The sequence below is a fragment of the Dyadobacter sp. genome, from assembly GCF_017744695.1.
Classification (GTDB): Bacteria; Bacteroidota; Bacteroidia; order Cytophagales; family Spirosomataceae; genus Dyadobacter.
In genome coordinates this window covers 331,164-356,198 of sequence record NZ_JAGIAS010000005.1, presented here as the reverse complement: position 1 = coordinate 356,198, position 25,035 = coordinate 331,164, and the positions used below count along the sequence as shown (strand labels likewise).

Sequence of the window (25,035 nt, the reverse complement as noted above, 5' to 3'; positions counted from 1 at the left end):
CCGCCGCAGGTATGGACCTGCGGCGGCCTGGCATTTTGGCAAACTTCCGGATCAAAGGAACATTCCACCCGAAACTTCGATCCGCTGACCGGTGATCCAGCGCGCGTCTTCCGAGCAGAGGAACGCCACCACACCACCAATGTCGTTCGGCTCACCCAGGCGTCCCAGCGCGGTAATGCTGCTGATAAAGTCCGTCAAGCCGGGGTGGTTATCGAACGATTCGCTGTTGAAATCGGTATAGATCGCCCCCGGCGCCAGTGCGTTGACGGTGATGCCCCTGCCACCCAGCTCTTTGGCCATGTAGCGCGTGAGCGTATCGATCGCACCCTTCATGGATGCATACGCGGCGTACCCGGGCGTGGAAAAGCGCGCGAGGCCTGTGGAAAGGTTCACGATCCGTCCACCGTCTGCGAGGAATGGCAATGCTTTCTGCGAGAGGAAGTAAACGCCTTTGAAATGCACATTCATCAGGTCATCAAAGTCCTGCTCGCTGGTTTCGGGAAATACCGAAGGGCGGCTTATACCTGCGTTATTGACCAGAAAATCGAAAGAGTTGCGGTCCCATTTGGTTTGCAAAATGGCTGAAACTTTGGAAAAGAAACCGTCGAAAGACTTCACATCTGCGGTATCCAGCTGAATCGCCGCTGCTTTTTGCCCCATTGCCTCAATGGCCGCTACCACCTCGCCAGCCTCCTGTTCTTTGCTGCGGTAAACGATAATCACGTCGTTTCCTTTCTCTGCCAGGCGCAGCGCCATATTTTTTCCCAAACCACGGCTGCCGCCGGTTACCAATGCTATTTTACTTGCTGATTCCATCTTTTCTGTTGTTTAAAATTGATGGAACAAAGGTACCGGGCGCTATTCTGCCGGATTTGCGGCTTTCAAATCAAAACTTACGAAATTCAAATCTAGGCCCGGAATGCCCGCGGGCTGAGCGCAGTATGCTTTTTGAAAAGGTTATTAAAATGGGAGGCCTCTTCGAAGCCCAGACTGTATGCGATCTCCGACACATTCCAGTCGGTGTGCTTCAAAAGGACCTTGGATTCCTTGATAATGCGTTCGGTAATGAGCTCCGTCGTAGTTTTGCCGGTAATTTCCTTCAAAACCTTGTTGAGGTAATTGACATGGATCGAAAGCTGATCGGCATAATCCTTGGCTGAGCGCAAATGCAGCTTCTGATGCGGCGGCTCCACCGGAAACTGACGTTCCAGCAATTCGATAAACAGCGACGAAACACGTTTATAGGCATTGGTTTCGGTAAAAAGCGAGGAGGCAGGCTGCAACTTCTGCCCGAAATGGATCAGCTCGATCACGTAATTGCGCAGCAGATCATACTTGTAAGCATAATCCGATTCGATTTCCCGGAACATCTTCCTGAAAATGTATTTGATATCCTCGATCTGCTCGTCGTTGAGAAAAAAGATCGGGTTGCCGCCCGGCTTGAAAACCGGTAGCTCGCGCAAGCGTACGCCGCTGTTGTCCTGTGTGAGAAAATCCTCGGAAAAAATACAGAAGAAACCCGCCTGGTTCTCGTCCTGGGGCACATAATTATAAGGAATGAGCGGCGTAGCAAAAAGCAAAGCATTGTGCTCAATATCAATCACTTTATCCGCATATTCCGCCCTGTTCCGTCCAATAATCAGGCTGATTTTATAGTAGGCCCGACGGTTGTAGGGCATTACCCTGTTTTTCGCAGCCACCCGATACAATTCGTCCGTCCTGAAAATATTAAAATGCCCGACTTCCTTCTGAACCTGCTCGGGTATCAGCATGGAGGTGTCCTTGTAGAACTGCTCGATTGTCGCGGATTTCGTCATGGCGTGAAGTTACGAAATTCAAATGAGTGAATGAGTCAATGAGTGAATGAGTGAATGAGTGAATGAGTGAATGAGTCAATGAGTCAATGAGTCAATGAGTGAATGAGTCAATGAGTGAATGAGTCAATGAGTGAATGAGTGAATGGGAAGTCAGGTCTGGTCAAGTGTTGTCAGGTATTGTGTTTAAACCAATCTTTTAAAATTTTGCCCGGCATTGCCCGGCATACCTTTAATCACTCGATGAACATACAGTTTGTCAATCACCTAAAATTCATTCACTCATTCACTCATTGACTCATTGACTCATTCAATCATTCACTCATTCAAAATTCATTCATACTCCACAAACGCCTCATCCTTATAACACCACAACCACTTCTCGCCGGGCTCGGCCGAGGAGGCTACGGGATGGCCGGTGCGATGGAAATGCTTGGTCATATGCTTGGCAGGCGAGCTGTCGCAGCATAATGTAGCTCCGCAGGTCTGGCAGGTCCGCAAATGCACCCACCAGCCGTCGACCTTCTTGCATTCCTCGCAAACCAGCTCGTCGGCGACTTTAATCTCCTGAATATCTTCTATATGCTTACAAACCTGCGTCATTACACTTCGCTTAAATATTGGTGAACAAAACTGATGGACATCGACCCCTCGCCTACCGCGGAGGTCACGCGGTTCATCGCACCCGCACGCACGTCGCCTGCCGCAAAAATCCCCGGCGAACTCGTTTCAAGCAGGTACGGGTCGCGGTCGGCTTTCCAAATTTCCTTAAAGTTTTCGTAATTCTTCATTTCACGGCCCGTCTCGATGAAACCCTTCTTGTTTTTGATGATTTCAAGTCCCACCCATTCGGTATAGGGTTTAGCACCAATAAAAATGAACAGGGCATCGGCCGGAACGGTACGCTCCTCGCTGGTATTCAAATCCACGAGTTTCAAGCTTTCGAGGTGCCCATCGCCTTGCGCCTCCACGATCTCCGTACAGCCCAGGACGCTGATATTCTCCGTACCGGCGATCTGGTCGATCAGATACGACGACATGGATGAGGTCAGGTCATTTCTCCTGATCAGCACATACACATTGCGCGCGAATTTCGACAGGTACATTGCCGCCTGCCCGGCCGAATTACCGCCACCCAGCACGTACACATCCTTGTTCCCGCATGAACTTGCTTCGGTACTGGCCGCGCCGTAGTAAATACCCTTTCCTGTAAAATCCTCCACACCGCGGGTATCCAGCTTGCGGTAATCGACGCCCGTGGTGATCACTACGGCCTTCGCATTCACCTCACTGCCATCGCCCAGCACCACGGTTTTATACTTATCCTTCAACTTGATTTCCTTCACAAACTGCGGAGAAAGGAATTCGGTCCCGAACCGCGTGGCCTGCGTGATCGCGCGGCGCGTGAGTTCGGCACCGCTCAAACCTGTCGGGAAACCAAGGTAGTTCTCGATCCGGGAGCTCGTACCAGCCTGGCCACCAGGCGCTTTCCGTTCGATCAATAAAGTACTTAAACCTTCTGATGCGCCATACACCGACGCCGCCAGCCCGGCAGGTCCCGCACCAATGATCACCACGTCGTAAATCTGCTGTTTTGTCTTGGGATTCAGCCCGATACGCTCGGCAATATCGATCAGGGAAGGTGTTTTCAGCAAAGAACCATCTTCAAATATCACCACCGGAAAATCGACAGGGCAGAGGTTGTTACTCTCTGAAATCTGTCTGCCGGTTTCATTCGACTCCGCATCCAGCCACAGGTAAGGCACCAGATTCCCCGCCAGGAAGTCCTTGATTTCATGCGCTTTGGGCGAAAACTGATAACCTATCACTTTAATACCCTTGAAGTCCGGACGGTAGTTGCCCTGCCAGTCACGGAGCAGCTCGTCGATCGCAGGATAGAGTTTTTCCTCCGGCGGGTCCCAGGGCTTCATCAGGTAATAGTCGAGCTGGACGTCGTTGATCGCCTTGATGGCCGCCTCCGTATCCGAATAGGCCGTGAGCAGCACCCTTTTCGCAAAAGGGAACATCTTCATCGCCTTTTGCAGGAAATCGACACCCTGCATTTCGGGCATCCGCTGGTCGGAAATGAACATGGCTACCTCGTCGCCGCGGTTCTGCAATTCGAGCAGGCTTTCCATCGCCTCGGCGACGGACGTAGTGCTCAGTATCCGGTACTTTTCACGGTAGTGGGATTTCAGGTCGCGGCTGATCGCCCGGAGCACCTGCGGATCGTCGTCAATCGAAAATATAATGGGCAAAGCCATGTGAGCTTCTGTTATGAGTTAGTTGAGAATTAAAATTATCCATTAAACGGGAAACATACCACAAACTCGGTACGCCCGGGCTGTGAATGCAGCGTTACGGTGCCCCTGTGCTGGCGCACGATGCGGTTCACGACGTCGAGTCCCAGCCCTGTCCCCTTTCCTACCGATTTGGTAGTAAAAAACGGGTCAAAGATTTTGGAACGGATCTCGGCCGGAACGCCCGGACCATTGTCGCACACGGTCACCTTCACAAATTCCTTATCGCGCCGCGTAATAAGCGTCAGTTCTGCTTCCGGCTGGTTTTCAAGCGCGTCGATCGCGTTGTCGATCAGGTTTGTCCATACCTGGTTCAGCTCGCCCACCATCGCCTTTACCGGCGGTAAGGTCAGGTCAAAATCCTCCGTTACTTTGATATTACCCTTTTTCAGCTTGTAATTCAGCATAATCAGCGTGTTGCGGATGCCCACGTGAATATCCACATACTCGCGCTCGCCCCCGCGGTCCATATGCGTGAAAGTCTTCACCGATCCCACGAGCTCGGCAATGCGCTTGGATGCCTCCTGAATGTCGGCCACCATTCGTTCGGTGGTCAGGCTGTTGTTGATCCAGGTCAGTACAGGCGAAAGGTCGTCGTGGTTGATCTTGCTTTTGAGCTTTTCAAGGTCCTCCTCCCCCACACCAAATTCCACCAGATTATCGGCAATGTCCTCGCACCCTTCGATGTTGTTCGAATCGAGCCAGTCCAGTATTTCGTCTTCCTTTTCCGAGCGTTTCATCATCGATAGCACCGGACGGTTCGCATTATTAAGCAAACTCACCATTTTATCATTTAAAAGGTCGATTTCCTCGTGCGACAAATGGATCGAAAGCAGTGATTTGAACGAATCGGGCTGCATCAGCAAATGCTCTTTCAGTGAAGCGGAGCTGCGCACAATCGCTGCGGCGGGGTTGTTCAATTCATGCGCCAGACCGGCCGAAAGCTTGCCGAGCGCCATCATTTTCTCGTTCTGCTGTTCGAGCTCGGTGAATTCCCGCACGCGCGACGTCATCACGATCACGAGCGCCTGTGTGAGTTCGTAATGCGAAATGATCAGCTCCTTCATGAGCTCCTTCGGAAAGGTCATGAGCTGGGTCGTTTCGAGGCATACGCCGTAGGCAATCCCGATTTTCCCCCTCGAAAACGGCAGCATACCCGTAACCGTGCCGGGCAAAATCTGGGAAATGACGTGTTTGCTATTGTTCTGAATCCGGTAGAACTCGATGCGGCCCGAAAATAAAATGTGCGTGCCCGTCAGCGGCTCGCCCGGCCGGGTCATTACTTCTCCTTCGGGCAGTTCATAATGCCGGCTGCGATCGATCATCCATTGCAGCTGGTCTTCAGGTACCTCACGAAAAACCTCAATGGCCTGCAAATCCTTTACGCCAATATCCTTCATATGACAAACGATGGCTGTGATCAATGCGGCCAATTTCGAAATAAATCGGCATTAAAACGGGCTTTTCCAAAAACCATTCCGATTATCATGGAGATACCACTGACTATCCTTCGGTACGATTATTGCTTTCCCTACCCTCACAACAAACTGATAATGAAAGTGGAGCGAAAGATACACATCGGGACCTCGGGTTGGAGCTACAAACATTGGAAGGACATTTTCTATCCAAAAAATGTAAAACCAGCGGAATACCTTGCATTCTATGCCCGGCATTTCCCCGTTTCGGAGATCAATAACAGTTTCTACAAGCTGCCGACGATGGAAACGGTGGCAAAATGGATCGATACCGTACCGGAAAATTTCCTTTTTTGCCCCAAAATGAGCAGGTACCTGACCCATTTAAAGAAACTCCACGATCCCCGCGAACCCTTGGAGCGATTTTTCCATGTTTTCGGTCCATTTAAAAAGCGCCTGGGGCCGATATTGGTTCAATTACCGGCCAACTCCCGGTTCAACGCGGAGGTAGCAGGGACGTTTTATGCAGAAACCGAACAGTATCAAGGCTTCCGCTTCGCGCTCGAAGTACGGCATCCTTCCTGGTTTTCGGAGGAAAGTGTGAGGCTAATGAAAAAGCACCACATCACGCTGGTCTTCTCGCAAGCCGACCGGTTCCCCTACCACGAGGAAATTACGTCCAAAGATATTTACCTCCGTTTCCACGGCCCATCATCGCTGTACAGTTCATCCTATTCCGACGACGTACTGGAAGACTATGCCGAAAAATTCGCAGCCTGGGCCGACGACGGACACCACGTCTGGGCCTTTTTCAACAACGACGTCGGCGGCTACGCCCTCGATAACGCCAAAAGATTGCAGGAACTAGTCGACATCAAAATCGCCGAACCGGTGGGGTGAGGTGTTAATGATTGAATGACTGAATGACTGAATGATTGAATAACTGAATGAGTGAATGAATTTTGAATGAGTGAATGGGAAGTCAGGTCTGGTCAAGTGTTGTCAGGTGTTGTGTTTAAACCAATCTTTTAAAATTTTGCCCGGCCAAAATTCTGTAAGACACTGAAAGTCAACAACAAAATAATATACGATCAGTCAATCATTCACTCATTCACTCATTCACTCATTCGAAATTCAATCATTCAATCATTCAATCATTCAATCATTCAGTCATTCAGTCATTCAGTCATTCAATCATTCAAACCTCACTCCCACACATTAACCATTACCGCCATGAGCCTTTCCAAATACAACGAAAAACGTTCTTTCGACAAAACTCCGGAGCCCAAAGGTGGCAAAGCAGCCAGTGAGGAGCTCATTTTCGTGATACAAAAACACGACGCGACACGCCTGCATTACGATTTCAGGCTGGAAATGGATGGTGTACTCAAAAGCTGGGCGGTACCGAAAGGTCCGTCGACCGATCCGTCGGTGAAGCGGTTGGCCATGATGGTGGAGGATCATCCCTACGATTACAAGGATTTTGAAGGCATTATTCCAGAAGGAAACTACGGCGCCGGAACGGTAATGGTCTGGGATTTTGGAACTTACGAACCACTGGAAGAAAAGAACGGTCAGTTGAAAGGTGTTAGGGGCAAAAAGGCGCAGGAAAAACTTGCGCTCAAAGAACTGCATTCGGGCTCTTTGAAAGTGCGGCTGCATGGTAGAAAATTGAACGGGGAATATGCTTTAGTGAAAACGAAAGGCATGGAGGAAAATGCCTGGCTGCTGATCAAGCACCGCGACAAATATGCCTCCGAAGATGATATTACGGAAAAAGACCGCTCCGCCGTTTCCCGCAGGACTTTGAGCGGCATCGAAAAGGCTGGCGACGCCGTTTGGGAAAGCAACCACGAAGAGAAAAAGTCCTCAACAACAAAAAGCAAGGCTAAAACCAAAGCGTCCAAAACGGAGGCCAAAGACCCCGCAGAAGACGCAGCCACGGAAAAAAAAAGTCCGGACGCCGACGTAGCCGCGATTCTCAGAAAGGGTAAAAAGCAAAAATTCCCGGAAAATGTACAGCCAATGCTGGCTACGCTGGTAGATGGCCCCTTCGACGATCCCGGTTGGGAATACGAGGTCAAATGGGATGGGTACCGGGCAGTGGCCTACCTGAACAACGGCGAGGTAAGCCTGCAATCACGGAACAAGAAATCGTTCAACGACAAGTTTTATCCCGTTTACCAGCAGTTGCAGGAATGGAAAATCAATGCGGTGATCGACGGCGAAATTGTGGTCATTAACGAAAAAGGCCTTTCCGATTTCAACGCGCTGCAAAACTGGCGGAGCGAGGCCGACGGCAAACTGGTGTATTATGCATTCGACATTCTCTGGATGGAAGGTAAAAGCCTCATACACTTGCCACTGGCCGACAGGAAAGCGATTCTGCAGAGCATTGTCGACCAAAACAGCCCGGTACAACTCGGGTACAGTATCGCAGCCGATGGCAAGGCATTCTTCGAGGCGGCCCAAAAAATGGGCCTGGAAGGTATTATGGCCAAAAAATCAGACAGCGAATATTACCCGGGCATCCGCACGCGCGACTGGTTGAAAATCAAGATCAACAAACGGCAGGAAGTCATTATAGCGGGTTACACGCTGAATGAAGGTTCATCGAAGCTGTTCAGCGCATTGCTGCTGGCGGCTTATGACAACGGTGAATTGCATTACGTGGGCAAAGTGGGTACCGGGTTCAAAGAAAAACAGCAGCGGGAGATGATGGCACTTTTCAAGCCGCTGGTTATTCCAAAAAGTCCGTTCAAAGAAACGCCTGATTACAACAAGCCCTCACGCTTCCGCCCGAACCCGCCGCATGCGAACGCAACCTGGCTGAAACCGGAACTGGTATGCGAAATCAGTTTTACGGAAATCACGCAGGATGGCGTGTTCAGGCATCCGTCCTTCGAGGGAATGCGTGAGGACAAGTCGGCGAAGGAAGTGGTGCGCGAGGTGGAAAAACCGGCCGAGAAGGTGGTAGAGGATGCAGACGACGACCGGGAAACCATTATTAAGAAGCCGGCCGGCGCACAAAGAAAGACGCTTTTGAATCCCAAAGACGATACGCAGGTCCGTAAGATCAACGGACACGAAGTCAAGTTTTCAAACCTGGGCAAACTCTACTGGCCCGACGACAAGATCCAGAAACGTGAATTGATCAACTATTACTATCAGGTCGCGCCATTCATTTTACCTTACCTCGAAAACCGCCCGTTGTCGCTCAACCGCTTTCCAAACGGCATCAAAGGCAAGAGTTTTTACCAGAAAGACGTCACCGGCAAAGTGCCTGACTGGATCGAAACAACACCTTATGTATCCGAGGGCGAGCACAAGAACTTCATGCTCTGCAACGACGAGGCCACATTGCTGTATATGGCCAATCTCGGCGCCATTGACGTGAATCCCTGGAACAGCCGCGTCGAAACGCCCGATAACCCCGACTGGTGCCTGCTCGATCTCGACCCCGACGCCGGCAACACCTTCGAACAAGTGATTGAAACCGCGCAGGCCATCAAGGGCTTGCTGGACTCGCTGGCAGTCCCCTCGTACTGCAAAACCTCGGGCTCAACCGGCCTGCACATTTACGTCCCGCTCGGCGCCAGATACAGCTACGACCAATGCCAGCTCTTCGCCGAATGGGTGGCCGGCCAGGTGCAGCAGCAACTCCCCGATTTTACCAGTGTGGAACGCCTCACTAAAAACCGCAAAAGCAAACTTTACATCGATTACCTCCAAAACCGTCCGAAAGCGACCCTGGCCGCGCCCTATTCCGTGCGCCCGAAGCCAGGCGCTACCGTTTCCATGCCCCTACATTGGGACGAAGTTAAAAAAGGGCTTCAACTGAAAGACTTTACCATTTACAATGCGATCGACCGCATCCGGCGCGAAGGCGACCTTTTCAAGCCGGTTTTAGGGCAAGGGATCGACCTGGAAGAAGTGATCGGAAAAATGGATGTGACCGGCGGCTAAAAGTCAAAATACTCCTAGTTTTTATCAATAAATAACCACCATACCCCTCATTGTAGTAGTAATGTAGGGGTGATTTTTCCGTGAATACATTTCACTTGTGCAATATGAGGTAGTAATGTAGTAATGCTTTGCTACCCTGCTGCCTCTTTGTGCCTCTACCTTTGTCGGCGATACGGAAGTATTACTTTTTCAATAATTAATTGGGCAAAGATTATTTGCCACTTCTACTAATTTTTAATACTAACATTTATGAGCAAAAGAATTGTACTATTATGTAGCGTGCTGATGCTATATGGCCTGGTACAGACCGCCTTAGCCCAAAGCCGGGTGATAAAAGGCAAAGTGTCTGTCAAGACAAAAGGCGAAGAGCTGGTAGGCGCTACCGTGGTAGTAGAAGGCACCAATTATGCGACAATCACCGACGCAACCGGTAATTATTCGATCGAGGTGCAACCCAACTCCGTCCTGGTAGCTAGTTTCATCGGGATGATCACCCAGAAGATCCCTGTCGGTAACCAATCCGAAATCAATTTCGAACTCGAAGAATCCGTCGATAACCTCAACGAAGTAGTAGTGGTAGGCTATGGTGCGCAAAAGAAAAGCGTCGTTACGGGCGCTATTTCGAGCGTCAAGGCCTCCGACTTACAGTCAATGCCGATTAACCGTTTGGAAGAAGCGTTGCAAGGCCGGACTTCCGGCCTTACAATCGCTTCAAACTCCGGTCAGCCGGGCTCAGCCGCGACCGTGCGTGTACGCGGGGTCACGACGCTGAATAACAACGATCCATTGTATGTGGTGGACGGTGTCGTGGTGGATAACGGTGGCATCGGATACCTCAACCAGTCTGATATTGAATCGATTGAAGTATTGAAAGATGCGGCATCCCAGGCTATTTACGGTGCACGCGCCGCTGCGGGGGTTATTTTGGTAACCACTAAAAAAGGAAAAGCAGGCGGTATCCGTGTGAATTACAACGGCTACATCGGCGTGCAGGCACCTGCACGGAAGCTCGATCTGCTGGATGCGACCCAATATGCAACGATCCGCAACGAAGCGGCTGTGAATGCTGGCCAGGCGGCTCCTTATGCCAATCCTGCGGCATTCGGCAAGGGTACCGACTGGCAATCTCTGATCTTCAACAACAGCGCCAAGCGCCAAAACCATGAGCTGAGCATTAGCGGCGGCTCTGACAAGTCAACATTCTATCTTTCATTGGGTTATCTCAACCAGGAGGGTATTGTCGCCACCGACATTTCGAAATACAAAAGGACGAGCATCCGCCTGAACTCGGAGCACAAACTGGCAAAATGGCTCACATTCGGCCAGAACCTGGGTTATGCGCACGACAAATCCGTTGGATTGGGTAATACCAACAGCGAGTTCGGCGGCCCTTTGAGCTCTGCGATCAACCTCGACCCAATTACACCGGCGGTGATTACCGACCCTACGGTAGCTGGTGCAGCTCCTTACACCAACAAAGGTATCCGCCGCGATGCCAATGGTAACCCATACGGAATCTCGCAGGCAGTAGGCCAGGAAATGAGCAACCCGCTTGCGTATATCCAGACCCGTTTAGGCAATTACAGCTGGTCGGACAACGTCGTGGGCAATGCTTACCTGATGGCCGAGCCGATCAAAGGACTGCAATTGAAATCGACCATCGGTAGCAAGCTGGCATTTTGGGGCAACGAGAGCTTCACGCCTATTTCTTGGTTGAATGCGGCTTCGGTCAACTCGCAGACGAGCTTCAACCGCACCAACAACCGCCGTTTCGACTACAACCTCGAGAACACCATCTCCTATACCCGCGGGTTCGGCTTGCATAACGTGAATGTGCTGCTCGGACAGGGCGCGTACCTCGACAACAACACCCGCATGACGAGCGTGACGTTCTTCAACGTCCCGGCCGACAACTTCGACGATGCTTCTCTGAACTTCAAAGTACCGGCCGACCAGCGTAACTCCGACGGTTCCGAAGGGGCAAAACATACCGTAAGCTCGCTTTTCGCCCGTTTGAATTACGATTTTGATGAAAAATACCTGGTACAGGCATTGGTTCGCCGCGATGGCTCTTCCCGCTTCGGTTCCAACCACAAATACGGTATTTTCCCTTCATTCTCATTGGGCTGGGTACTCTCGCGTGAGGCCTTCTTCCCGACCAACAATGCGGTTAACTTCCTGAAATTCCGCGGAGGCTACGGCGTGGTGGGTAACGACGGTATCGGCGATTTCGCTTACCTCTCAACCATCGGTAGCGGCCGTAACTACACCATCGGTACCTCAGGCAGCTATATCATCGGGTACAGCCCCAATGCACCGGCAAACCCGGACCTGAAATGGGAACAGACCAGCCAGACCAACATCGGTTTCGACGCGACGATTTTCAATAATGTGAATGTGACTTTCGAATGGTTCAAAAAAGCCACCAAGGACATTCTTCAAAACCCGCGCATTCCGGGCTACGTGGGTGCCATTTCGAATCCGGCAGCCAACATTGCCGATATGAAAAATACGGGGGTAGAATTGGAACTGGGCTTCCGCAAGCGCCTCGGAGAAGTTGATTTCTCTGTCAACGGAAACGTATCGTACATTAAAAATGAAGTAACAAACCTAGGTAATGGTGTGCAGTATCTGTCGGGTGGCGCGAGCTTCCAGGGAGCGCCCCCGATTACGCGCACCCAGGTAGGCCAGCCGATCAGCTCGTTCTTCGGCTATGTGAACCAGGGCATTTTCCAGACGCAGGAAGAAGTGGATGCACACATTTCTGCCGAAGGCAAGAAAATCCAGCCCAATGCCAAACCGGGCGATTTCAAATGGGCTGACCTGAACGGCGACGGCGTGATCACCGAAACCGACCGGACGTTCATCGGTAACCCTACACCGAAATGGAACTATGGCTTGACTTTGAATGCAGCCTACAAAGGGTTCGACATCGTGGTATTCGGGCAGGGTGTGGCTGGCAACCAGATTTTCCAGGGCCTCCGCCGCCTCGATATCGCCAATGCCAACTGGCAAACCGACGCGCTCGACCGCTGGACTGGTCCGGGTACTTCCACCACTTTCCCACGCATCGTGAACGGCGACCCGAACAAGAACTTCCAGAACCCATCAAGCTTCTACCTGGAAAAAGGAGACTTCTTCCGCTTGAAAACGCTGCAAATCGGCTACTCGCTGCCGACTTCGATCATCAGCAAGGTGGCCATGAAGAAGGCACGTGTGTATGTAATGAGCCAGAACCTGTTTACCCTCACCAAGTACACCGGCTACGATCCTGAAATCGGCGGAAGTGTGCTGAGCATCGACAAGGGCATTTACCCGCAGGCGCGCTCCTTCATGGTAGGCTTGAACATTGGTTTTTAATTGATTAATACGAATAAGATGAAATTGAGATATAACAAATTCGTGACTGCCCTGGCATTTACCGCCGGTTTGCAGCTCATGTCCTGCTCCGACAGCTTCCTGGAAGTAAAACCCAAAGGGCTGAACCTCGAAGCGAACTATTACCGCAATCAGGAAGAGGCGTTCAACGGCCTTGTGGCGGCCTACGACGTGGTAGGTTGGCAGGGTAATGGCTACGTTTCTACGATTGCGACCATGAACGCCGCTTCTGACGACCATTACGCAGGCGGCGGCGGTCCGAGCGACATCATGGATTTTCAGGTCATTTCCAACTATACCCTAAACCCGACCACCGGACCACAGGGAGAACTATGGAGAAAAGGCTTTTCGGGCGTGTTCCGTACGAATGCCATTCTCGAAAAACTTCCTGGGGTGCCGATGGATGAGACCCTGAAAAAGCGCTACACGGCGGAGGCCAAATTCCTGCGCGGGTATTTCTACTTCGAGCTGGTGAGGCTGTTCAAGAATGTGCCGCTTTTCACCCGCACTATTTCCACGCAGGAAATGTACGACGTGCTGCAAGCATCCCCGGCGGAGGTCTACGCCCAGATCGAGAAGGATTTGTCGGAATCAGTTACTGACTTGCCCGTTACCATTAATGTGGCTACCGAAGGCGGACGCGTTGGACAAGGCGCTGCGCATGCGATTTTGGGTAAAGTGTATTTGTACCAAAACAAATTCGCACAGGCAGCGCAGGAACTGGCGAAGGTGAATGGCACCCCGGGAGGCAACAATACCTATGGCTATAAGCTGCTGGGCAACTTCGGCGACTTGTTCAAAACCAGGAACAAATTCAATAGCGAGTCTATTTTTGAACTTTCGTACACCAATACTTCCGCCGGCGGATGGAGCTGCGTATCGTGTACCGAGGGTAACGTGATGAACATCATTACTGGCCCGCGTGGCTACAACCGCAAGTCGGACACTGCGCCGGATTATGTTTCCGGATGGAGCTTCCTGCCTGTTACGCCCTCGCTGTTCGAAGCAATCCATTTCGACCCGCGTTACAAAGCGACCGTGGCCAACCTCGACAGCCTCGAAAAAGCGGGCGCTGTGAGCTATGAGAAAGGTTATATGAATACCGGCTACTTCCTCGAAAAATTCGCAGGACGCCAGTCCGACCGCTGGACAGGCGCCGGTGCCCCTGAGCTCAACTTCCCGCAAAACATGTACGATACCCGCCTGGCCGACACCTATCTGCTGGAAGCCGAAGCCCTCGTACGCGGGTCGGGCGACCTCACCCGCGCAGCCGCGCTCCTGAATGCGGTGCGCGCACGTGTGGGCCTGAAACCCGTGGCAGCAACATTTGAAAACATCAAAAAAGAACGCCGCCTCGAACTCGCGGGCGAAGGCCATCGCTGGATGGACCTTGTACGCTGGGGAGATGCTCCTGCCGTGCTCGGCCCCAAAGGCTTCGTAGCCGGCAAACATGAAATTCTTCCGATTCCTTTACTGGAACTGGAAAACACGAAAATCGAGCAGAGTAAAGAATGGGGAGGGACCAGGTAGCGTGTCCCTTACCCAGATCAGAAAGGCTTGGAGCATTGCTCTAAGCCTTTTCTTTTGACTCGTCGATATGAAAACCGAGAAAGAAGTTGAACATGTTCACCTCGGTAGGCAGCTGTAATTTCTTACGCAACCGGTAGCGGCTCACTTCCACCCCTCTCAGCGAAATATTCATAAGCTGTGCGATTTCCTTGCTGGACAGGTTCATGCGCAGGTAAGCGCTCATTTTCAATTCATTGGCCGTGAGATTAGGATATTTCTCCTTCAAGGCAATGAGGAAGTTGCTGTGCACGCTATCGAAATGCTTGGAGAATTGCCCCCAGTCCTTATCGACCTTGTTTTCATCGGCCACTACCTTGATCATCTTTTTCAGGTCGTCGTTAATCTTGTCGTCCTCTGCGCTTTTGGTGATTTTGACCAGATCCGTTTTCAATTTGGAAAGCAGTTCGGCCTTTTGTACCAAATGCATGGCCGATGTCGCCAGGTCGGTGTTCTTGTGCAGGATTTCGGCTTCCAGTTTCTCGTTTTTAAGCTTGATAATCTCCTTTTCGTTTTTTTCGAGTTCCAGCTGGTGCAGGTATTGCAACCGCTTTTGTTCTTCCAGGTGCTTGTGCTGCTGTTGGAGGAAACGTTTTTCCTGCCATTTGTAAAATAGCCACGCCAAACCCAGAATCAGTAATCCATAGCAGAAATACGCCCAGATCGACTGGTACCATGGCGGCAGGATCACGAACGAGTAACCGGCTATTTCGGATTCGCTACCGAAGTTATTGCGTGCTTTCACCTTGAACGTGTAGTTCCCCGGCGGCAAATGTGTGTATTCCTTGGCACTCCGCGCCGACCAGGTCGACCAGTTGCTATCGAACCCTTCCAGAAAATAGGCATACTCAATGCTGGATTGCTGACTGAACAGCGTGGATGAAAATTCAAATCCCACCGAATTCAGACGGTTTGCTACACGAGGCACCTGGTCGTCGGATTGTCGTTTAACCTCGTTCACCTCCCCGAAATACCCGCCAAAGAGCAGCGAATCCGTTCCGAATGAGCGCATCCCGCTGATCTGCACATTGATATGGCTCTTATTCTGTTTGTATTTTTTGTAATTGATATGATAAATGCCCTTCTCGCCACCTATAAGGATATTTTCTTCATTTAAAGGATGAATGTATTCGAAACCTGATACCATTTTATGGTTGATCTCCGGCAGGAAAATGATCTTGGGATTACCACCGCTCATATCCACTACCCCCAGTTCCTTCCCGCGTACAAACCATACATTACCCGTCTGATCCTCTTTCAGATAGCGCACGCCCGGGTTTTGGAATATGCCGTCGTAATAGGCAGAGGCAGCGAACTTGTCGATAGCCGCGTTGTATTCGTAGATACCTTTTTCCGTAGCGACGAGGATCTTGTTTTTGACCTTGTATACATAATTGTGATTCAGCGAAAGTGGCAATCCGTCCTTGTGCGTGTACAGGCGCGCCCGCGATTTTTCGTCGTCCGACAGCGTTACCCTGTACACCCCACGGTAAGGGTGCGATGTCCAGATCACATTCTCCTCACGCGCATCCGTGCACAGGAAGCGGGAGGCTACATCAAAACCCGCCACGGCTCCGGCAGGCCTGAATGTACTGCCACCATATTCCAGGAAATTGATCCCGTTATAATTCCCGACTGCTACCTTTTTGACCGGGTAGATCCGCGAGAGCGGCAAAAAGCCCCAGAAGCCGTTCCGCTTTTCGATCGGCCGGGCCTGGTTACCTTCCACTTCGAAAATACCCTCGTGGTGCGCCATCAGCAACCTTCCGTTGATCTCGGAAAGCCCCCATACCTGTCCTCGCGAATGCTCTACGTAGGTAAATGTGCCTTTGACATAACTCAGGTCGGCGAACTGCCCGACAGCGACCGAGTACAGACCATTTGAAGTGCCTACGTACAATTTACCCTTGTAAACCAACGACGCATACCCCGCTTCGTCTTTGGTTGCGGCGGGGTACATGGTTTTAATGGCATTGTCATAGGCAATGAAGTCAATGCCGTTATCCAGCCCCAGCCACAGGTTTTTGTCCTGGTCGCGGAAAACGCTCAGCACATTATTATTCTGCAAGCCATCGGCCCGGGCGAAACGGTGTACAAATTCACCTTCATTGGTAACGATGTAACATCCCCCCAGACTCGTCGCAAGAGCTATCAGCTTCTCATTCACCCGCGTTGCTGCATATATCCGCTCGCTTTTTACCTGATCGATAAACGCGGATTGCAAGCGGGTCGCACGATCGCCCGAAAGCCGGAAAAGGCCATTATCCATGGTTACCAGCAACGAGGTTGCCTTATCGACAGGCAGCAATCCGGTGGTAAGGTATTCCGAGGGCAGCTCTCCCGCCGTAATCCAGGGAATCCAGCGGCCGTTGTCATATCGCAGCAAACCGCTGGCGGCATCCTGCGCCACGGTAATGCCATTGCAAACGCTCAGGAACCGCCAGTGTGAACCACCATTGAAAACACTTACCACATGATCCTCATAAACAAAAATGCGGTTACTGGCCCTGAAAAACACGCTACCGTTGAGCACGGCTACATTCCAGATGTCGGCAAAACCGCGGTCGCGCTCGTGTACGAGGCTGCGCAGGGAAACATAATGCAAAACCCCGTGCTGATCGGGCGTGAAGTAGCCGAATTCGTTCTCGCCGCCAATGTAAATGCGGTTATCCGCACCGATTTCCAGCGACCTCACCTTGGTTTTATTCGGTAATGGATAGGTTCGCCAGTAAATGCCATCGAAAGTGAGCAGGCCCTCGTTGTTGGCAAAATACATCATGCCATTCCGGCCCTGGCGAATAGCCCAGTTCTGGGTTCCGGCGTGGTAGGTTTGCTTGGAATAGTTAACTACTTCGGGTAAGCCGATGGTATTCTGGCCATGCAGCTGTCGGGTAAGCAGGAAAAGAAAAAGGAGAATGGCAACTCGTATCATATTCCGGCATTGCAGTACACTGATGAGAGGATTGACGTAGTGAACAACTGCGTCGGGGCTATTATTTCGCAATTTTTGTCAGGTTGTTGTAGTAATGTAGTAGCCCACCATGCCCATTCTTGTGCAGGTTGCTTTACATTTGAACTCGCAATATATTACATTATTTTCAGTGTATTTCCATATGAGTTTATGAGTTGAGGGTTCAAGAGTTTAGTGCTTATGAATCGAGGTGTATGACGACTATTTTGATAAACTTCTGAACTTCTGACTCATAAACTTTGGACTCATAAACTTTAAACTTAAATCCATGAAGTTCTTCAATCCTAAACCTGCATTGTTACTTGGCATTTGTCTGCTGACCTGCCTGACGGCTTCCGCCCAGTCGAAGAAAGCTGACTTCTGGTTGACTAATCTGGATAAATCGGCCCTATTCCAGCACCAGCCCGGCCTGCCGTTCCAAAAGTCGGGTACGAACACCGTCATCGAAACACCGGTTATCAGCATAAATGTGAGGAAGAAATTTCAGGAAATCGATGGCTTCGGCTTCACGCTCACCGGCGGCAGCGCGCAGCACCTGATGGGCATGAGCAAAACAGCCCGTACCGCATTGCTGAGAGAACTGTTTTCGGGCGCTGGCAATGGAATAGCAATGGCCTACCTGCGTGTGAGCATTGGCGCCTCCGACCTGAACGAAAAGGTATTCTCCTACGATGACCTCCCACAAGGCCAGACCGACCCGGAAATGAAGCATTTCGACCTCGGCCCCGACCACAACGACGTCATACCGGTTTTGAAAGAAATATTAGCTATTAACCCGAAACTGAAAATCCTGGGCTCACCATGGTCACCGCCGGTATGGATGAAAGACAACGGCGACACGCGTGGCGGAAGCCTGAAACCCGAATGGTATGATGCCTATGCCGAATATTTTGTACGATACATTCGGGATATGCGAAAGGAAGGGATTCGTATCGATGCCATTACGGTACAAAACGAGCCATTGCACCCCGGTAACAATCCGAGCTTGCTGATGCTGGCCAAAGACCAGGCTATTTTTGTCAAAAACCATTTGGGGCCCGTCTTTGAAAAGGCTAAAATCGACACGAAAATTATCGTTTACGACCACAATGCCGACAAGCCCGAGTACCCGATTTCGATCCTGGACGACCCCGAGGCTAAAAAATATGTGAATGGCTCCGCGTTCCACCTTTACGGCGGCACTATCGACGCATTGTCGAAAGTCCACGACGCACATCCCGACAGGCACCTCTATTTCACCGAGCAGTGGATGGGTGCCCCGGGTAATTTTGAAAAGGATTTCCCTAACCATATTAAGAACCTCACCATCGGTGCCACGCGAAACTGGGCCCGCACCGTGCTGGAATGGAACCTGACCAGCAACCCGCAAAACCGCCCCTTCACCGATCGTGGCGGCTGCGACCGTTGCCTGGGCGGCGTAACGATCGACGGCGACAACGTCACGCGCAATGCCGCATACTATGTGGTAGCGCACGCATCCAAATTCGTGCTACCCGGCTCCGTCCGGATCGATTCCGAAACGAATGCGACGATTGGCAAAAACCCCGACGAGAAATTGTTGAATGTAGCATTTTTACGGCCCGACGGGAAGAAGGTGCTGATCGTCATGAACGATTCGGAGGCAGAAAAGAAATTCACGATTCAGGATGGGGCGAATGTCGCGGTAACCAGTTTGAAAGCGGGTTCGGTCGGGACGTTTGTTTGGTAATAGTTTGTTTCGATTAGCTAGCGACGACAGTTTGGCAACGTCGTTCCACACCGTATTTGTTGTTGCATGCCTCACGGCATTTGGAATTCAGTCATACGGTGTGGTTTCTACCAATGTTACATCGCTACGCGATTTCGCATTATATTCGATGTGGTGGAGAATCATTTCGAGTGCGATTAAATGCCGTCAGGCATGTAACATTGGTAGCAAAAAAACGCCAACGCGGTTATCAGAAATGCCGTCAGGCATGCAACAGCAATTCGAATGCTCCCAAGTGCATTAGAACTTAACCTCACGGGCGCGTCCACGCGAGTCGGTAAGCATTACTTTTTTTAACCCCTCGTGTGGGAGCGCTACGCTCCTGCCCGACTGCGAAAGGTATCCGGAACCATACGTCAATTCGACATAACGTTTTCGTCCGTCCTGATAGACAGCTTGCAAGGACACATCCTGCGACGTAGGCTTGATGTAAACCATTTTCTCCCCCGCACCGGATGCAAACGCCAGCAAAGGTCCATTGTTTTGCGCTGCCAGGACCAGCGATCCCCCATTACCCAGCCGCAAATGCGCCATTCCCTTCGCATCGCCAGGCACGGAAATGCCGCTTGCAGAGGCGTTCAGCGGGCGAAAACCACCCTTTCCATCGCCTTGCATGAACAATCCATTCAACCCATCGAGCCTTCCGCTGATTGACTCGGTGGCATGAGTGTTGCCCGACAGCAGCAGATCCAGATGCCCGTCGCCATTAAAGTCTTCGGCTAGCAAGCCATAAACCGGGCCCATCTGGGCTGCGGGTGGCAGGTATTTCAATGCAAACTTTCCGCTGCCCTTGTTTTCGAGCATGACCGACTGCATGGTTTCGCAGATTAGTTTGCGCGCATCTTTCAGTTCTTCGGGCTTGAAAATGTCGGTGATTTTCGCCTTGGAATAATCGGCGTAATAGACGAACCGCTTTTTGAGGAAGTTCATCTGGCTCGTCATTTCGTCGCGCGGATGTGTGGGATACAAGTCGTTGCCGATGTAGCGGGCCATTACAGGGTCCATGGTACCGCTTTTGTCAAAATCCTTGGCCAGTAACGTCAGGGGTTTGTCGACGGATGGCTTTCCTTCGCTGTTCAGGCCAACGTTGCCCAGCACATAGTCGGTGTCGCCATCCTCGTCGAAATCACCGGAAGCGATGCTATTCCACCAGCCGGTCGTATTTTTCAAGCCTGTCTGTGCGGCCACATTGACCAGTTTCCCCTGATTATTTTTATAAAAAACAATGGGCATCCACTCTCCCGTTACGATCAGGTCAACCCAACCATCCCGATCGAAATCGGTCCATAACGCGGTGGTTACCATGCCGATATTTTGAATTTCAGGGCAAATCTGCTGTGTTACTTCCACAAACTTACCGCCGTCGTTCCGGAGCAGATAACTTTCGCCGGGCATCGGGTAAGCACCGGGAGAAAGCCTGCCGCCGACGAAGAGATCAAGGTCTCCATCACGGTCAAAATCGGCCGCATTCACCGTAGAACCACTGGCAGAAAGCGGCGGTAATGCCGCTGTATTTAGCTTAAAATTGCCTTTCCCATCATTCATATAAAGCCTATCCTGGTAATAGCGGGAACCGGCTTCAAATTCGTTGCTTCCACTCACTACATACAAATCCTGGTCGCCGTCCCCGTCCGCGTCGAAGAAAAGCGAGCCCATATCCTCTTCATATTTCTGCCCGGCCACCAGCATCCGCGACGTGAAATGCTGGCGCTTGTCCTGCACATACACGCGACCCGACTGGTTGAATGCCCCGCCGACATAAAAATCGTCCAGCCCGTCACCATTCACATCGGCCACGGCAATACCGGGGCCGTTTTGGGATAACAAATGCGGTAACAGCGGCTGTATTTTAAAATCGATATAGAGATCGTCCTTATGCTGAAAATCGATCCCGCTGCTTTTCAAAGCGGCAAACGGCGGAGGGCCTGCCGGAGCATTTACGGGTATATTGTCTGTTGCTTTGGCATGATCCAGTTCAATAAGCTGATCAGCCTTCACATTCTTCATTACCTGAACCTTCGAATCGGGCCAGATGATCGTGAGGCTATCAATCTGCGCCGCATTACCCAAGCCAAAATGCTCGCGGTTCGGTTCCGTCGTCGATTGATAACCGCGGTAAGGTGAATGCTCGGCGTATTGCTGGCCTTTGGCCGTCCAAAGCCAGATTTTAGCTCCCAAACCGTCACGGTTCAACGTCGGGCCTTTCAGTTTGACCGTCAGTGAATGTTGGTCAGGCTTCCGCTCTGAATGGTTTTCGTATAGAAATGCTTCGCGATCGATGTTATTCATCGCCACGTCCAGATCGCCGTCGTTGTCGAAGTCGGCATACACAGCTCCGTTGGAGAATGAGGGAATATCAAAGCCCCACTCGGCTGATTTATTGGTGAATGTAAGGTCGTGGTTGTTGGAGAAAAGATAATTCGGCACATGGGCACCTTCCACTTTTTTCAATGCTTCGGCAAGCTTGCGGCTGTCGCCGCTGCCCGACCGCATCTGCATTTCGTACTCAGCCATACGGTAGATCACGAAATCCCGGTTGGTAATGTCCTTGGGATAGCCGTTGGTGATCATCAGGTCGCGGAAACCGTCGTTGTCGTAGTCGGCAAACAATGCACCCCAACTCCAATCGGTGGCTTCCACACCCGCATACCGTCCTATTTCACTGAACGCAGGCCGGTTTTGCCCCGGAACGCTGCCCTCGTTATGCTGCAATGTGTTACGCATGAATTGCGGCTCGTAACCCATTCTCAACTCCGACAAATGCCGGTCATAATTCATCAGCCCGAACATATTCTTACGGCGAACGGGGTCTTCGGGCAGCATATCCACGGTAATGAAGTCGACCAGCCCGTCGTTGTCGATATCCGCCGCGTCATTCCCCATGGCCGAGTAGCTCTGGTGTTTGAAATAAGTGGCTATTTCATTTTTAAATGTGCCATTCTGCTGGTTGATGTACAGCAAGTCATTGGAAACATAATCATTTGAAATGTAGACATCCGGCCAGCCATCGTTGTTCACGTCGGTAACCGCAATGCCCAGTCCGTAACCTTCTTCCAGAATACCCGATTCCTTCGAAACGTCGGAGAATGTACCATTCCCATTGTTGCGGAAAAGGCGGTCGGCATTGGCTGACGAGCCATCACTGACTTTTGCGCGGATGTTATTCGGCCCGCGCATATTCATCACGTTTGTCACGAGATAGGCATCCAGATCGCCGTCGTTGTCGTAATCGAAGAATGCAGCCTGCGTTGTATTGCCGCTGTAATCCAGCCCATAGGCACTGGCTTCCTCTTTAAATGTGTTGTTTTTCTGGTTGATGAAGAGCAGATTCGATAGTTTGCCCGCCTGTGCAGGTCCGGCCCGACAAACATAAATGTCCAGAAAACCGTCCGCATTGATATCCACCATCGCCACGCCCCTGGCCCAGCCCTCGGGTATCTCAATACCTGACTTTGCAGTAATATCCTCAAATTCAATTCGCTGATCCTTGCTTTTATTGACATACAACTTGCTCTCCGACATATTTCCTGTGAAAAACAAGTCGGTCAGGCCGTCGTTGTTGATATCCCCTGCGCCTACCCCGCCGCCGTTGTAAAAGTACTCGTAGGTGAGAATGTTGAGCTGGTCGTCCTCATGGAGCCGGTTGTTGAAATGCACGCCGGTTTCGCCGGGAGAAAGCAGTTCAAACAGCTTTTGATCGTCTTTTTTCGAAGTACAGGCTGCGATCAACCCGATGAAACAAAGAAACAGCAGTAGCGGACGGGTCATGGGCAAAAGCAGTTATTGCGGTTCTGCGGCTGCGGCAGGCGCGTCATGGATTTTGGTGAAAAACCGGACTTCATACAGTTCCTGGTTTTTTCCGGGAAGGTAAGGCTTCTGCGCCTTTTTCAATATCAAATGCTCGTCCGATAGCTTCACAATCTGAAACCCGCTCAGCCGGTGGCCTGTCGAATCAGTATACACGAGCGAATCGGCAGTTGGAAGCTGGTAACGATAGGTCCTGAACCGCTCCTTTTTCCGTTCGGTCATCATCCCATCAGCACCATACTCGAACGTCGACCAATGTTCATCGAATGTATTATTGGTAAAACTGAACCCGTTGACAAAGTTGCTGATCGAATCCGTACGCCACACGCCTTCGAGCGCACGCGAACGGGTTTTGCAGGATGCAAGAAGCAGGGCCGGCAAGATAATGGTTAGCAAGGTGCGGGTTGGATGCATAAGGGTTTAATTTTGAATGAATGAGTGAACGAGTGAATAGTTGTTTGACAGCCAGCAGGTCAGGGGTAGTCAGGGTAGTCAGAGGTAGTCATGAATTGTCATTATTAAAGAACAACATCTGACAATACCTGACCCCACCCGACTTCATTCACTCATTCACTCATTCAATCATTCAATCATTAATAATTAGCATTCTGCTTCAAAACCCCATTACTCAAATCCACCTCACGCTGCGGAAGCGGGAAGTAATAATGTTTAGGTTTGATAAAATTGCGGCTTGGCTTGAATGGTCCACGGGCGATCTTGTAATGCGCGGCAATGTCGATCAACCCGGCTTTGTCCCAGCGCATCAGATCCTGGTGACGTTCATTTTCGCCAGCCAGCTCCACGCGGCGCTCGTGCATGATGTCGGCCATTTTCGCACCTGTTTTAGCCGCCAGCCCGGCGCGCTTCCGCACGGCGTTCAGCTCGGTATCCCCACTTTGCCCTGAACGGATCTTCGCTTCGGCCACGAGCAGATACACATCCGCCGAACGCAGGAAAGGGGCATTCAGGCTCTGGCTCATATCGCCGGCGTCGGTAAAGCTGGTGTATTTGCGGAATGAATACCCTGTTACACGGGTCATATTCGCTGCGAAAGTTGTCGTTCCCGCCGAACCGCGAGGCACCTTGTCACCCGGACTATAAATGGAATAAGAGCGGCGCGGATCACCTTTTTCGAACTCCTGCACCAGGTCTTCGATCGGCTCATGGAAGCCCCAGCCGCCGAATGCCTGCGGCGTGTGGTAGAAGGTTGGGGAGTTGTCGGTCGTCCAGCCGGTTTCGTATTGCAGTGAAAACAGGATTTCGGGGTTGTTTTCGGTCACGAGCTGGAAGTTTTCGTCGTAGTTGGCCGCCAGCTTGTAAGCTGCATTACCAATCACTTTCTGTCCCGATTCGATCGCCTTGGCCCAGTTTTCCTGGTAAACATACAATTTGGTAAGAAAGCCGTTCGCGGAACCTTGCGTAACCCTGCCCGACTGTGCATCGTCATAGCTCACGGGCAGCAGCGCAGCTGCCTTCTGGAAATCCGATTCAGCCTGCGCACGCACCTCCGCAAGGGTTGCTTTCGGTTTGTTATAGTTATTATTTAAAGCGTCATCTTCGAGAATAATAGGTACTTCGCCGTAAATCAGCGACAAGCGCCAGTATACAAATCCACGAAGAAAATACGCCTCGCCCATGCTGCGGTTGCGCAATGCCTCGTCCATGGTCACCTTCGGGGCGTTGATCAGCACTGCATTCGCACGTGATATCACCTCATATTTGGTCGACCAGGTCGCAAGAATGTGTGAATTAGCCGCATCGAACGTGAACATTTCAAGTGAAGTCTCGTCGGAGTGGTCACCTGCGCGGTTCATGTCGTCGGAGCAGTTATCGAAGGTGTATTCGGTGTGAGCAAAGCCGTCTTCGTTCAGCAAGGGGGCATAAATGGCATTGGTGGCGGCCACTACGTCGTCGCCGTTGCGCCAGAACTGTTGGGAGGTGACCTGTCCGTAAGGCGTGCTGTCGAGCAGGTCGTCGTTGCAACTGGTTGCGGCCATCAGGAAAAGCCATCCGGCCATTACATATATCTTTTTCATATCGGGTCGTCTTTGGTATCTGCTTTCGATCTGAA

The 25,035-nt window shown here is 51.2% G+C and carries 14 protein-coding genes; 5 read left to right on the top strand and 9 right to left on the bottom strand.

What is annotated here, in order from left to right; all coding sequences use genetic code 11:
• Positions 1–51: 51 nt before the first annotated feature.
• From J7619_RS19850 to J7619_RS19830, 5 genes are all read right to left on the bottom strand, one after another.
• Positions 52–816, bottom strand: coding sequence for an SDR family NAD(P)-dependent oxidoreductase (locus J7619_RS19850; RefSeq protein WP_291202544.1), 765 nt, complete (start codon positions 814–816; stop codon positions 52–54).
• Between the two features lie 92 nt (positions 817–908).
• Positions 909–1,817 (bottom strand): AraC family transcriptional regulator, encoded by a 909-nt coding sequence (locus J7619_RS19845; RefSeq protein WP_291202541.1) that lies wholly within the window; start codon positions 1,815–1,817, stop codon positions 909–911.
• Between the two features lie 330 nt (positions 1,818–2,147).
• Complete coding sequence (locus tag J7619_RS19840; protein WP_291202538.1) at positions 2,148–2,417, bottom strand: UBP-type zinc finger domain-containing protein; 270 nt, start codon at positions 2,415–2,417, stop codon at positions 2,148–2,150.
• Positions 2,417–4,078 carry a response regulator gene (locus J7619_RS19835; protein ID WP_291202535.1) on the bottom strand — a complete coding sequence of 554 codons (1,662 nt, stop codon included), beginning with the start codon at positions 4,076–4,078 and terminating at the stop codon, positions 2,417–2,419. Before J7619_RS19835 ends, J7619_RS19840 begins: the two co-directional genes overlap by 1 nt.
• 35 nt (positions 4,079–4,113) lie before the next feature.
• Positions 4,114–5,514 carry an ATP-binding protein gene (locus tag J7619_RS19830; RefSeq protein WP_291202532.1) on the bottom strand — a complete coding sequence of 467 codons (1,401 nt, stop codon included), beginning with the start codon at positions 5,512–5,514 and terminating at the stop codon, positions 4,114–4,116.
• A gap of 87 nt (positions 5,515–5,601) precedes the next feature.
• Here J7619_RS19830 and J7619_RS19825 point away from each other — a divergent pair, with 87 nt between their 5' ends.
• The 4 genes from J7619_RS19825 to J7619_RS19810 all read left to right on the top strand — a co-directional run bounded on the left by J7619_RS19825 (position 5,602) and on the right by J7619_RS19810 (position 14,403).
• Positions 5,602–6,429 (top strand): DUF72 domain-containing protein, encoded by an 828-nt coding sequence (locus tag J7619_RS19825; protein ID WP_291202529.1) that lies wholly within the window; start codon positions 5,602–5,604, stop codon positions 6,427–6,429.
• 333 nt (positions 6,430–6,762) lie between these two features.
• On the top strand, positions 6,763–9,495 hold the full coding sequence (gene ligD, locus J7619_RS19820; protein WP_291202526.1) for a DNA ligase D: 2,733 nt from the start codon (positions 6,763–6,765) through the stop codon (positions 9,493–9,495).
• Between the two features lie 249 nt (positions 9,496–9,744).
• The gene (locus J7619_RS19815; RefSeq protein WP_291202523.1) at positions 9,745–12,855 is read left to right on the top strand and encodes a TonB-dependent receptor; all 3,111 of its coding nucleotides are present in this window, start codon (positions 9,745–9,747) and stop codon (positions 12,853–12,855) included.
• An 18-nt stretch (positions 12,856–12,873) separates the two neighbouring features.
• Positions 12,874–14,403, top strand: a complete 1,530-nt coding sequence (locus J7619_RS19810; RefSeq protein ID WP_291202520.1) for a RagB/SusD family nutrient uptake outer membrane protein — start codon at positions 12,874–12,876, stop codon at positions 14,401–14,403.
• 40 nt (positions 14,404–14,443) lie between these two features.
• On the opposite strand, the gene J7619_RS19805 is transcribed toward J7619_RS19810, so the two are convergent.
• Positions 14,444–17,371 carry a triple tyrosine motif-containing protein gene (locus J7619_RS19805; RefSeq protein ID WP_291202517.1) on the bottom strand — a complete coding sequence of 976 codons (2,928 nt, stop codon included), beginning with the start codon at positions 17,369–17,371 and terminating at the stop codon, positions 14,444–14,446.
• Between the two features lie 307 nt (positions 17,372–17,678).
• On the opposite strand from J7619_RS19805, the gene J7619_RS19800 reads away from it, so the two are divergent.
• Positions 17,679–19,118 carry a glycoside hydrolase family 30 beta sandwich domain-containing protein gene (locus J7619_RS19800; RefSeq protein ID WP_291202514.1) on the top strand — a complete coding sequence of 480 codons (1,440 nt, stop codon included), beginning with the start codon at positions 17,679–17,681 and terminating at the stop codon, positions 19,116–19,118.
• A 279-nt stretch (positions 19,119–19,397) separates the two neighbouring features.
• Here J7619_RS19800 and J7619_RS19795 read toward each other — a convergent pair whose 3' ends face one another.
• From J7619_RS19795 to J7619_RS19785, 3 genes are all read right to left on the bottom strand, one after another.
• Positions 19,398–22,925, bottom strand: a complete 3,528-nt coding sequence (locus tag J7619_RS19795) for a VCBS repeat-containing protein (protein WP_291202511.1) — start codon at positions 22,923–22,925, stop codon at positions 19,398–19,400.
• Positions 22,926–22,937: 12 nt separating this feature from the next.
• A complete protein-coding gene (locus tag J7619_RS19790) occupies positions 22,938–23,378 on the bottom strand; it encodes a hypothetical protein (RefSeq protein ID WP_291202508.1) in 441 nt (146 codons plus the stop codon).
• 179 nt (positions 23,379–23,557) lie between these two features.
• Positions 23,558–25,000, bottom strand: a complete 1,443-nt coding sequence (locus J7619_RS19785; protein ID WP_291202505.1) for a RagB/SusD family nutrient uptake outer membrane protein — start codon at positions 24,998–25,000, stop codon at positions 23,558–23,560.
• Positions 25,001–25,035 lie beyond the last annotated feature (35 nt).

Bases quoted from the DNA above. Each gene is read 5' to 3' on its own strand.
- J7619_RS19850 (WP_291202544.1), bottom strand. From the start codon at position 816: ATGGAATCAGCAAGTAAAATAGCATTGGTAACCGGCGGCAGCCGTGGT.
- J7619_RS19845 (WP_291202541.1), bottom strand. From the start codon at position 1,817: ATGACGAAATCCGCGACAATCGAGCAGTTCTACAAGGACACCTCCATG.
- J7619_RS19840 (WP_291202538.1), bottom strand. From the start codon at position 2,417: ATGACGCAGGTTTGTAAGCATATAGAAGATATTCAGGAGATTAAAGTC.
- J7619_RS19835 (WP_291202535.1), bottom strand. From the start codon at position 4,078: ATGGCTTTGCCCATTATATTTTCGATTGACGACGATCCGCAGGTGCTC.
- J7619_RS19830 (WP_291202532.1), bottom strand. From the start codon at position 5,514: ATGAAGGATATTGGCGTAAAGGATTTGCAGGCCATTGAGGTTTTTCGT.
- J7619_RS19825 (WP_291202529.1), top strand. From the start codon at position 5,602: ATGGAGATACCACTGACTATCCTTCGGTACGATTATTGCTTTCCCTAC.
- ligD (WP_291202526.1), top strand. From the start codon at position 6,763: ATGAGCCTTTCCAAATACAACGAAAAACGTTCTTTCGACAAAACTCCG.
- J7619_RS19815 (WP_291202523.1), top strand. From the start codon at position 9,745: ATGAGCAAAAGAATTGTACTATTATGTAGCGTGCTGATGCTATATGGC.
- J7619_RS19810 (WP_291202520.1), top strand. From the start codon at position 12,874: ATGAAATTGAGATATAACAAATTCGTGACTGCCCTGGCATTTACCGCC.
- J7619_RS19805 (WP_291202517.1), bottom strand. From the start codon at position 17,371: ATGATACGAGTTGCCATTCTCCTTTTTCTTTTCCTGCTTACCCGACAG.
- J7619_RS19800 (WP_291202514.1), top strand. From the start codon at position 17,679: ATGAAGTTCTTCAATCCTAAACCTGCATTGTTACTTGGCATTTGTCTG.
- J7619_RS19795 (WP_291202511.1), bottom strand. From the start codon at position 22,925: ATGACCCGTCCGCTACTGCTGTTTCTTTGTTTCATCGGGTTGATCGCA.
- J7619_RS19790 (WP_291202508.1), bottom strand. From the start codon at position 23,378: ATGCATCCAACCCGCACCTTGCTAACCATTATCTTGCCGGCCCTGCTT.
- J7619_RS19785 (WP_291202505.1), bottom strand. From the start codon at position 25,000: ATGAAAAAGATATATGTAATGGCCGGATGGCTTTTCCTGATGGCCGCA.